Below are 10474 nucleotides of genomic sequence, written 5' to 3' on the forward strand. Positions count from 1 at the left end.
GGCGTCCCTGCCGGCAGATCCGGCGCACTGGCTCTGTTCACGAGAACGTTCTCGTGAACAGAGCCAGTGCGCCGGATCTGCCGGCAGGGACGCCGTCCCGCCCACGCCTGACGTCTTCAGCTGGCCGAGACCTGAAGCTTGTAATCGACGGAGACGGCAAAGGATCCCGATGATCCCCTGATGCTCAGTGTGTGGCTGCCAGGTGCCAGCGGTTCCAGTTGTACCCAGAGGCCGCAGGCCCGGGCTAGGAAGCGGCCCCCGTCCTGGGTGAGCGGGTTGCCGTCCACAGCACTGATCTGCACGGTTGTCGCTTCGTATCGTTCGAGTTCCAGAGCTTGGTCGTCGAGGATGGCACTGCCCTGCGCGGAGGCCATGAAGGCGGTGCAGTCGCCTGTTTTGCCGTATGTGTTCACCAGTGGGAAGGCCACTGGCACCGCTGCAGGTACTGTGCACGAGCGCGTCACGGTCCCGCCAAAGGTGTCGGCGAGGAACCAGATGCCGGCTGTCTGGCCCTGAGCGCACAGGTGGCCGTCCTGATCTGAGACAGGGTTCGAGTCACTGGCACTCGAAGCTGCCCAGGTCCACCAGTGGCCCTGCAGATCGGCGGCGCTCAGTTTGGCTCGCGTACTCGGAGTACCTCCTGCGGGCAGCGTAGGAGCGGTCGCCGCCTTGGTCGGGGAGCTACTTGTGTCCGCCGTAGAAGACGGGGCAGACGTGGCTGAGCATGCGCTGACCAGAACCGACGCGCTGATCAGCAAGGCTGTGGATCTTCCAAGATGCATGAGCGAAGAGTACGAGCCGGGTCTCCGTCCGCTCCGCCCGCGCGGGGGTGTACTCGGCCGCCGGCCTGGACGCCGACGGCTGCTACGCGTCGGCTTCTGCCTGCTCCCGGACCGCCGGGTACTCCTCGAGCAGACGCTCGTAGAGTGCGGACCACCGGATCTGCTCCAGCACGATGTCGGCGACCGGCTTGGCCGCCTTGTAGGCGCTGCGGCCCTTGTCCTGCCTGTCGAACGGCATGCCGCCGGGGCTCCCGATCTCGCGACGGCCGAGGTTGGCCATTACCTGCACTGCGGCGCGAGCCCGCACCACGCCGCGGTCTTGCGGATCTGCCGGGACGACGAATTCGGCGAGCTGAGGGTTGCCCACCCAGGCGCCGGGTGTCATGCAGATCCGCCAGGCCGCGGCAAGCTGCTCGGTGGTGCGCAGCAGGTCCACCCAACGGTGCAGCATCTCCGTGTCCCAGTGCTGGACGAACCAGCTGCCGTGGTGGCTCCACACGGCCTGTGCCGACGTCCCGTTCACGAAGACGCCCGGGGGCTGCTGGGCGTCGAGGCCGTAGGCGGCGCGGACCACGGCCATGGCCTCCTCGAAGGTGTGCTGCGTGGTGTCGATGATGATCTGCACGACCGGCCTCCCCATGCCTCGCTCTGGTCCCCGATGGACTCATGGTCCATTTTGGTGATCGGGTTGTCCCCCGAAATGGGCTATGAGTCCATTCCCCAAGGCGCCTGTAGAACGGTGCCGGCGCCCAGGCCGGGCTGGGCCGCTTGATGGCAGTTCCTCCCCGACAGCAGCTGACCGGGCACCGCGGTCGGTCAGCGGTGTCGGAACTGCTGGTGAAGGCGGAGGATTTCGGTCTGCCAGTGCACGCGGGTCTCGTTGGTGTTGGTGGGTACCTGTCGGCCGAGGCGGGCGGCCAGTTCACGGTAGAGGGCCGGGTGCTGGGTGTCGCCGGCGGCGAGCAGGGAGGAGAGCAGCGGCTCGCCGGCGGCGGTGGTGTCTTCTACCCGGAGCAGGACCTGAAGCAGGTCGTCGGGGTGGAGGTCGGGCAGGGCACTGCCGAGGTGGCGGCTCAGGTGGGACCAGGAGGTGGCGGAGCGCTCGCGGGCGGCCTTATTCAGCGCGCCGCGTACCGCCGAGGTCAGCCGGGACCGCGGGGACGGAGCGCCCCGGGGGCCCGGCCGCGGGAGGCACCGGGCTGGGCCCTTTCGTTCCCGGGTCAGTGAGAAGTCGGCGACGAAGTGGGGGGCATCAGGCAGGGTGTCCTGACCCGGAAGAGGAGAAGTCCTCCAGTCGTGGTCTCGACCGTGACCAGGTACTGGCTCGATTCCTGCGATGCGTCGAGGACAGTGTCCACCTTGCTGCCGGTGGTCTCGCGGTAGCCATCGATCTTGAAGCCCTGCTGTTCGAGCATCGCGCGGACCTTGCGGACGGCCTGCGGGTGCTGTTCGAGCGGGGCGGAGCTGTAGGCCACGTACGTCAGCTTGTACCGGCCGTCCTCGCGGACCTCGTCGTTCTTGCCGACACAGTTGCTGAATTTCGGTTCGACGCTTCCGGCATCGAGGGTGGCTCCGGCAGTCTGCGCCATGTACTCGGTCATGTGCTGGGCCCAGTCCTGGGCGTCCCGGCGAGCTTTGACGGGCAGTGGGTCGTTCGGGCCGGGTGTGGACATGCATCCTCCGAGAATCAGGGGCAGGCAGAGTGCTAGCGCGGCAGCACCCAGGCGCCGGGCTCCGACGGGGCGTGCGGCGGGTCGTGGCAAGTAGGACATGGTGAAATCCTTGCGGCCGGGGCGGTGTGAGGACCGGGCGCAGCCGGACCGTGGCCGGCCCGGCTCCGGTGGTCACGGGGGAGGCTGCCGGGCTAATCGTGGTTTTTGGGAACCGTGGCCGGGGGCTTCCCGACGATGATGCGGCCCTGGTTGTCGAGGCTTTTGCTGCCGGCATCCCAATACCCGCTGTGCCCGGAGGTGTCGACCTGGAAGTTCTGCCCGCCGAACGGGGTGTTCATCGGGTCGTCGCCGAGGGTGAGTCCTGTGGCGATTTTGATGTTGTCGTCTGCTGCTCTGCCGGTCCAGAAGTGGTTGGGGTCGATGTGGAGCTGGTCGGCACGCTGGACGGTCATTCCGGGGCTCGCAACGGCGACGATGTCGTCGGCTCCCAGCCCCTGCCCTCCTGCGGCAGCCGCACCGACGAGCGTCGTCCCGTAGCTGTGGCTGAAGACCGAGAGGTGGCTGTGGTTGCCGACGCCGTCCTGGGCGACCCGAGTGCCCTGGGTGAACTGACGCAAAGCTGCAGCCCCGTCCTCGGCCCGGGTCGTCCCGACGACACCGAAGTTCGCCTCCTGCACGACCGGGATCTCAGGGGCGTCGTACCCGAGCCAGGAGATCACCGACACCTTCTGGTTCGTCCCCTTCGACTCCTCCTTCGCGGCCTCCTGCATGCTGTTGATGCGCTCGAGCTGGCCCCCCGTGCCGGCGATCGTCGTTCCCGTCCCCGGCACCAGGACCGCGGTGTGGTCGGCGGTATCGGGATTGCCCATGGCGATGACCGCCTTGCCGTCACCACCGTAGGACTTGGAATCGAAGGAAAGCAGGAACAACTGCTTGTCCCCGACCGCGCTGTCGTGCTGGTCGAGCTGCTCCTTGAGCTTCATCAGATTCTGCTCGCGGATGTTCCACTCCCCCTCGTCGATTCCGCTTCCCCGCGCGGTACCGGACCTCAGCCCGTCCAGTTCCTGGTCCAGGGCCAGCCGGTTCGCCTCGTCCCGGACCGCCGAAGGCAGACCGTCCAGCTGCCCCACCTTGTCCGGGTAGAGCGCGAGATAACTGCTCTGCTGCTCCGGGGTCAGGGACTTCCACCAGTCGGCGGACTTCTGCGGGTCCTTGTTGTCGGGAACGTACGGATCGGCGAGGCCGAGGTCCTTCGCCACGTTCTTCACGTCGGTGGCGGTCTCGGCGGTGGAGCCGAACGTCCTCGGCCTGGTCAGGATGTCGGCGTCGAGGCGCCCGAGGGCATGGTCGCCCTTGTCGCTCGCCTCTTTCGCGTCGGCCAGCGCCTTGTTGATCCGCCCCTGGGCCTGCGTACACAAATCGGCCAGCGCCTTGCGCTCCGGGTTGGACCTGGCCTCGGGGTCGTTCTGCTCACCCTTGCTCAGCGCCGGCAGGTTTACGATCCCGTCGGCGCCGACGGTCAGACCCCACTCCTCCGCGCGGTGCACAGCGTTCTTCAGATTGGTCTGCGCCTGGTACATCCGGTCGGCGACGGTGTCCAGAGTGAGCGCGACAGCGGCGGACTTGACCCGGACGATCTCCAGGATCTGCTCGGTTCGGCCCAGGGTGTAGAACGCCTTCTGCGCGTCCTCCCCTTCCCAGTTCCCGTTTCTCAGCGGCCCGTTCACCTGGTTGCGGTGCCGGCTGTCGGCGGCCTGGGCCCCGTTGGACAGGGCCCGCCAGGCCTTGGCAGCGTCGTGCAGCCCGGTCGGATCGAACCGGAGCAGCAGCTCGTACAGGTTCACTGGCCCGGTTTCTCCCATGCCTCGCCGATCCTCTGCTTCTGCCACACGTCGGCGTTGGCGTTCTCGTTGCTCGTGTAGGCCTGCGCCGTGGCGGTGAGGTTGTCGGCCGTCTTCTTGAGACGGTCGCCGACGCCCGCCAGCACGGGTGCCCAGTTGCCCGCCACCTGGCCGAGCCGGGCGGCCACCGACCAGCCCGTCAGCTGACCGGAAGCTGTCTGGCTGGTGGTGACGGCCGCTTGGCAAGGCTTCGCGAAGTCCTCGCTGATGGCCCGCGCCACGCCTGCGGACATGCGGATCTCACCCGGATCGACTTTCAGATGCCCCACTGCTTTCCCCTCCCGACAGATCTTCAGTCAGCAGGGAGCCTATTTCGGTAATCAGCCGATCTCTATCCGTGCAGATACTCAACCGCTATAGGGCAATTAGTCTGGTTCTAGCGATATGGTTCCTCTGCATGGCTTTGTTCATGTTCAGCAGCAGCGTTTGTTCACTGCTTGCGGCGGCGGAGGCCGGGGCGGCCGCGAGCACCGCTCCCGACATGGCCAGGGCCAGGGTGGCGCCGATCGTGGCGGCCTTTCGGGTGACGGAACGCACGGGGGTCCTCCGGACTGGTGCGGGATCGATGGATCAGCGCCCCCACCCTCGGGCTCCGCCGCACCCTCCTTCCACCGTCCCGGCATCCCGGGGACGTTCTGGCCCGCCCCGGGAAGCGGCTGGTGAGGCGTACGCGGCGCCGCACCCCCGTGGCGGCCGCCCTCTTGTTCAGACGGTACCGCCGTCGGCGTCCGTCGGCCGTGCCCGCCGTCGGCCTCGCTCCGGACACCACCTGCCCGCCGCCACGCCGGCGCGATCCTCCGGACCGTTCACCGGCGTCTTCGACTTCCGCCTCGCCTCCGCAGCCGGGAACCTCGCCCTGCTGGCGGTACGGGCCCGTTCCACCCGCCCCGCCTCGGCCCAGATCCCGGCACCCATCCACCTCGGCATCCAGATGGACAAGAACCACTGGAAATACCGGCGTATGGTCGAAGTAGACCCCGAAGCCGAAGGCTGAGCCGGTAACGGCCGTCCTTGACCGCGGCGGCCCTGGAAGGCTGTCAGGCCGCCCCTGCAGGGCCGGCCGCCGCGCTCCTCGGGCACGGTGGGCGTGGGCGGTCAGGGAGGCCCTGGAGAGCCTCCGGCGGGCATGATGGCCCGCTGGTGTCAGCGCCAGTCGAGTCCGAGTGCGGCGAGCTGGTCGAGCTGCTCGCCGGTCAGCTTCGCCCGGCGGCTCTTGGTGTTGGAGATCCACACCCCGAGCTTCACCTCCACCACGCCGTCGCTGTCGGGGATTTCCTCGATGTGGCTCCGCGGGACGGTGACCGATCCGGTGCGCTCCCGGTACTGGGCGAGCGCGGCCAGGCCGCGCTCGAACGCGCTCGGCTTCCCGGCGTCAGCCTTCTTCTTCGGCGCCGCTCCCGCGGCGACGGCCGCGCGCCCGACAGCTTCACCGCTTGGCCGCGTGCCCGGTCGAAGGCGGCCGCCGGGTCGTCGGTGCCGGTCCACGGTGGGCAGCCGCACCACGGCCCGATCGCCGGAACTGCTCCAGCGCGATGCCGTACAGCTCGGTCTTCATCGCGTAGTGGGTGAGCAGGTGACATAGGACGAGAAGCCGCTCATCGTCCGGTCGGACCTGCGCCAACACCGGTTGCGACCAGTCGCATCCGGTGCTGCAGGCCGAAGATATCCGGCAGGTCGGCACCGCGCTCGTCCAGCTCGGACAGTGCGTGCAGGTAGATGCCGGTGAGCGGGTTGCCCGCCGGGACACGGCCGCGCCTCGACGGTGGCGGGACGGTGGTCTTCTTTCGATGGAGCCATTGGAGTTGAATGTCGGTCAGTTCTGCAAGGAGCACCACCGAGGGATAGGGGGTAGCCGGGAATGCTGTCGGAGACGTTGAGCGCACTGGCTGCGGCCGGGGGCACCGGGATCGTCCAGGCCGCCGGAACGGACGTGTGGACGGCCACCCGGGAACGGATCGCCCGCCTGCTAGGCCGCGGGCGGACCGAGGACGAACGCCTCGCCCAGGCACGCCTCGACCGGACCAGTCAGGAACTGGAAGCCGCAGCCCCGCAGGAACGGGCAGCCCTTGCACAGCGACAGGAACACACCTGGCAGACCCGGCTGGCCGACTTCCTGGAAGGACTGGAACCAGCCGAACAGACCCAGGCCGCCGAACAACTGCGCGCCCTGCTGCTCCCCGCCCCCGCCGGCCCCGCTGCCCAGGTCCACGCCGACAACAGTGGAGTCACCGCCGGCCGGGACATCGACAACCAGGGCGGCGCGATCGGCCGGGACTTCAGCGGCTCGGTCACGATCGGCGCACCCGACCGCCCTACCCCGCCGGGAACGGACCCGCGCTGACCGTCCCCGGAGCCGAGCACGGCCCCGCCGGTCCGCGAACCGGCGTGCGCAGCCAGCACGACCTCGTGAACTCCGGCGGTGTGGTGGCAGGGAGCGTCCGCGGCGACATCCACGTCCACAGTCCCACCACCCCACCGGCCCTCACCTGGCCGATGCAGATCGGCACCGTCCCCACGGTCGCGGACTGCTACCACCACCGCCCCTGCGTCGACCGCGCCCTGCACACGGGCACCGCCACGGTACTGAGCGGACCGCAAGGCACCGGCAAGACCCAGGCCGCCGCCCACCGCGCCCAGTCCGCCCTGCGGGAAGGCAGCGTGGACCTGCTCCTGTGGACCGACGCATCGAGCCGGACCGCCGTACGGGACAGTTACGCCCGGGCGGCCGCTCACCTCGGGCTGGCCCAAGGACCCGACGCCGCAACAGCCTTCCTCGCGTGGCTGCACACCACGAACCGCCGGTGGCTGCTGATCCTCGACGCGTTGGCCGACCGCAGAGACATCCATGACCTGTGGCCGGACCCGGCCCCCAGGAGCGAACTCGTGGTGACCACCCGCAGCACGGACCGGCAACTGCGCACCCGACGGCGCGCGACGCTCCCCGTGCGCCACTTCACCACGCGGGAGTCCGTCGGCTACCTGGCCGACCGCCTCGCCGTCCACGACCTCGGCGCCCCGGAGTCCGAACTGACCGCAGCCGCCGACGCGGCAGGCGGCCGACCGGGCGAGCTGTGCGCCGCCGCCGACCAGCTGATCGAGGCCGGCTCCGGCCCGCCACCACACCCGCACGGCCTGCACCGCGGATCCGTACAGCTGCGCCGGCACGTGCCCTGCCCGCTGTGCGCCCCACCGGCCCCGGCCACCGGCATCGCCCTACGTCACGCCCCGGAGGACGAGGTCTGGGCCCGGTGGATCGAGGCCGTCCTGACCGCGGCAGGACTCGGCCCACTGTGCGAGGAAGCCGACGCGGACCGCACGATCGTGCTGCTGTCCACCGCCTACCTACGCTCGCCGCGCTGTGCCGACCCCGTCGAGCATGCCCTGGTGACGGCACGTATCGACGCCGCGTCGCCGCCGGCCTCCCACCCCTCGGGCCCGACCGTCGAGCTGACCGGCCACCGCCCCGAACAGGCCGCCGCCGCCCTGTTCGCCGCACTCGGCGGCGCACCGCGACCACCCGACCTCACCGGCCTGCGTTACCCCGGTACAGGCCCGGCCCACTTCAAGGCCCCGCCCCGCCACCTGTCGTTCACCGGCCGCAGCACGGTCCTGGAACACCTGCACCGGCAGCTCGGCGGCGCAATGGCGGCCGTCCTGCCCAGCTCCCAGACCCTCTACGGCCTCGGCGGGATCGGCAAGACACAGATCGCGTTGGAGTACGCGCACCGGTTCGCAGCCGAGTACGACCTGGTCTGGTGGATCGACGCCGAACAGCCCGAGCTGATCGGCCCCACGCTCGCCGACCTGGCACGCGAACTCGGCCTGCCGGTCGGCGACTCGGTCGCCGAGGCAGCCAACTCCGCCCTGACCGCCCTGCGGCGGGGCACCCCGGCCGCCCGCTGGCTGCTGATCTTCGACAACGCCGACGACCCCGCCGAGATCCTCCCGTTCCTACCGGGAGGCTCGGGCCACATCCTGGTCACCTCCCGCAACCCGGAGTGGAACCGGGTGGCCGAGGCCCTCGCCGTGGACGTCTTCACCCGCCGCGAGAGCATCGAGCACCTGCGCCGCCGCGTCGCAGGCCTGACCGAACCGAACGCCGACGCGGTGGCCCACGAACTCGGCGACCTCCCCCTGGCGATCGAGGTGGCCGCCGCCTGGCTGGACGCCACCGGCATGCCCGTCGACTCCTACCTGGCCCAACTACGCAGAGCGGCCGCCCAGGTACTCTCAATGGGCCAACCAGTGGACTACCCCGCCACGGTGGCAGCCGCCTGGAACGTCTCGATCACCCGGCTGCGCACCGAGGCCCCCGCGGCCGCCCGCCTGCTGCAGCTGTGCGCGTTCTTCGCCCCCGAGCCCATCTCCACCCGGCTCGTCTACGACAACGAGCAGATACTCCACGCGCTCTACGGAGAGCGGGCCGACGGACCAGCCACCCAGATCAACCTCGGCGCAGCTATCAAGAAGATCGGACGCTACTCCCTCGCCCGGGTCGACAGCACCGGCATCCAACTGCACCGGCTCGTCCAGGCGGTCATCCGCAGCACAATGACCGCAGAGGAGCAGCGCAGGGCCGCCCACGACGTCCACCTCATCCTGGCCGCCGCACGCCCCGCCGACCACGACATCGACAATCCGGCCAGCTGGCCCGCGCTGGAGGAGATCTGGCCGCACCTGACCGCCTGCGCCACCCACCAATGCGACGCCCCACAGCCCCGGCAACTGCTCATCGACCGCGTCCGCTACCTGTGGAAGCGCGCTGAACTGCACAGCGCCGACCGCCTGAGCGAAACCCTCATCCCGGTATGGACCGACAAACTCGGCCCGGACGACCCACAGAACCTGCGGCTGCGCTTCCACCACGCCAACATCCGTCGTTCACTGGGGCGTTACACCGAAGCGCTGACGCTGGACGAAGACGTCCTGGAACGCCAGCGGACCACCCTCGGCGAACACCACCCGGACGCCCTGATGACCGCCGGGTCACTGGCCGCCGACCTACGGGGCCTGGGCCGCTTCCAGCCCGCGCTCGCGCTCGACCTCGACACCTACGCCCGCCTCACCACACTCTTCGGCGCCGACAACCCGCGCACCCTGGCCATGGCCAACAACCTGGCGATCGACTACCGGCTGGTCGGGGACAGCCAGGCCGCCCGCGACCTGGACCAGGAGACCCTGCAACGACGAGAGGCCGTGCTGGGCCTGCGACACCCGGCCACCCTCTCGACGAAGTACTGCCTCGCCCGCGACCTGCGCGACCTCGGCTACTTTCCGGCCTCGATCGCCCTGCTGAGCGAGGTCGCCGTCGGCTTCGCCGCAGTCCTCGACCCCGACCTGCCGGAGAGGCTGCGCAACGACACCTCGCTGGCCGTCTCGCTGCGCCGGGCAGGCCGGCTAGAGGAGGCCCGTACGAAGAACGCCACCGCCTACGAACGCTACCGGGAACGCTACGACGGGGACACACCGGACGCTCTGATCTGCGCGGCCAACCTGGCCGCGGACCACAGCGCCGCCAGCGACCACGGCCTCGCCCGAGACCTGACCGTCCAGATCCACGCCACGTACGAGCGACTGCTCGGCGCAGACCACCCGTTCACCCTCGCCTGCGCCGCCAACCTCGCCCTCTACCTGAGGACCAGCGGTGACGCCGAGGCTGCCATCGTGCGGGGCGAGGCGGCGGCGGAGGCGCTGGGCCGATGCGTGGGCCCGACGCATCCGTTCACCCTCAAGGCGGTGATCAACCTCGCCAACGCCTACACCAGCACCGGCCGCCATGGCATGGCGCTGCCCCTCCTGCAACAGGCCCTGGCCGACCTGGGTGCCCGCTACGGCACGCAGCACCCGGACGCACTGGCCTGTGCCGCCAACCTCGCCCGCACCCTACGCGTCCTTGGCCGACCGGTCGAGGCCGCCGAACACCACGCCCACGCCCTCGACGGCCTCACCCGCCGTTTGGGCGTCGACCATCCCGACACCCGGGCGGCCCGCGACGGGTGCGCGATCGACCTCGACCTCGAACTCCAGTCGGGGGGGGGGGGGGGGGGGCGGGGGGGGGGGCCGGGCGCGGCGCACCGGGGGGCTGTGGTCGGGGGGGGGGAAGTGGCAGAGTCTGAGA

At 70.0% G+C, this 10474-nt stretch carries 11 protein-coding genes; 3 read left to right on the forward strand and 8 right to left on the reverse strand.

Annotation, left to right across the window (positions count from 1 at the left end; all coding sequences use genetic code 11):
• Window positions 1-116: 116 nt before the first annotated feature.
• Both ACFV6I_RS09690 and ACFV6I_RS09695 read right to left on the reverse strand, forming a co-directional pair.
• Complete coding sequence (locus ACFV6I_RS09690; protein WP_380424200.1) at window positions 117-413, reverse strand: hypothetical protein; 297 nt, start codon at window positions 411-413, stop codon at window positions 117-119.
• Window positions 414-864: 451 nt separating this feature from the next.
• Window positions 865-1407 (reverse strand): hypothetical protein, encoded by a 543-nt coding sequence (locus tag ACFV6I_RS09695; protein WP_380424202.1) that lies wholly within the window; start codon window positions 1405-1407, stop codon window positions 865-867.
• A gap of 197 nt (window positions 1408-1604) precedes the next feature.
• Between ACFV6I_RS09695 and ACFV6I_RS09700 the strand changes: the two genes are divergently transcribed.
• On the forward strand, window positions 1605-2009 hold the full coding sequence (locus ACFV6I_RS09700; protein WP_380424204.1) for a hypothetical protein: 405 nt from the start codon (window positions 1605-1607) through the stop codon (window positions 2007-2009).
• Here the strand turns inward: ACFV6I_RS09700 and ACFV6I_RS09705 are convergent.
• The 6 genes from ACFV6I_RS09705 to ACFV6I_RS09730 form a co-directional block, all read right to left on the reverse strand.
• Window positions 2003-2455: a hypothetical protein gene (locus tag ACFV6I_RS09705; RefSeq protein WP_380345751.1), complete on the reverse strand. Its 453-nt coding sequence runs from the start codon at window positions 2453-2455 to the stop codon at window positions 2003-2005. The two genes, ACFV6I_RS09700 and ACFV6I_RS09705, sit on opposite strands and share 7 nt — an antisense overlap.
• Window positions 2456-2646: 191 nt before the next feature.
• On the reverse strand, window positions 2647-4299 hold the full coding sequence (locus ACFV6I_RS09710; RefSeq protein ID WP_380424206.1) for an alpha/beta hydrolase: 1653 nt from the start codon (window positions 4297-4299) through the stop codon (window positions 2647-2649).
• Window positions 4296-4625, reverse strand: coding sequence for a hypothetical protein (locus ACFV6I_RS09715; protein ID WP_380345755.1), 330 nt, complete (start codon window positions 4623-4625; stop codon window positions 4296-4298). Before ACFV6I_RS09715 ends, ACFV6I_RS09710 begins: the two co-directional genes overlap by 4 nt.
• An 85-nt stretch (window positions 4626-4710) precedes the next feature.
• A complete protein-coding gene (locus tag ACFV6I_RS09720; RefSeq protein WP_159398743.1) occupies window positions 4711-4893 on the reverse strand; it encodes a hypothetical protein in 183 nt (60 codons plus the stop codon).
• A gap of 606 nt (window positions 4894-5499) precedes the next feature.
• A complete protein-coding gene (locus tag ACFV6I_RS09725) occupies window positions 5500-5859 on the reverse strand; it encodes a helicase associated domain-containing protein (protein WP_380424208.1) in 360 nt (119 codons plus the stop codon).
• 92 nt (window positions 5860-5951) lie between these two features.
• Entirely contained in the window at window positions 5952-6191 is a 240-nt protein-coding gene (locus ACFV6I_RS09730) for a hypothetical protein (protein ID WP_380424210.1), read from the reverse strand.
• A gap of 23 nt (window positions 6192-6214) precedes the next feature.
• Between ACFV6I_RS09730 and ACFV6I_RS09735 the strand changes: the two genes are divergently transcribed.
• Both ACFV6I_RS09735 and fxsT read left to right on the forward strand, forming a co-directional pair.
• Window positions 6215-6697 carry a hypothetical protein gene (locus tag ACFV6I_RS09735; protein ID WP_380424212.1) on the forward strand — a complete coding sequence of 161 codons (483 nt, stop codon included), beginning with the start codon at window positions 6215-6217 and terminating at the stop codon, window positions 6695-6697.
• A 44-nt stretch (window positions 6698-6741) separates the two neighbouring features.
• The coding region (fxsT, locus tag ACFV6I_RS09740; protein ID WP_380424214.1) for an FxSxx-COOH system tetratricopeptide repeat protein at window positions 6742-10474 on the forward strand (3733 nt) is incomplete at its 3' end.

Origin of the sequence: Kitasatospora sp. NPDC059803 (assembly GCF_042732255.1) — a bacterium.
GTDB lineage: Bacteria > Actinomycetota > Actinomycetes > Streptomycetales > Streptomycetaceae > Kitasatospora.

Excerpts from the sequence above, each read along its gene's own strand:
- ACFV6I_RS09735 (WP_380424212.1), top strand. The coding sequence starts at position 6,215 with ATGCTGTCGGAGACGTTGAGCGCACTGGCTGCGGCCGGGGGCACCGGG.
- ACFV6I_RS09705 (WP_380345751.1), bottom strand. The coding sequence starts at position 2,455 with ATGTCCACACCCGGCCCGAACGACCCACTGCCCGTCAAAGCTCGCCGG.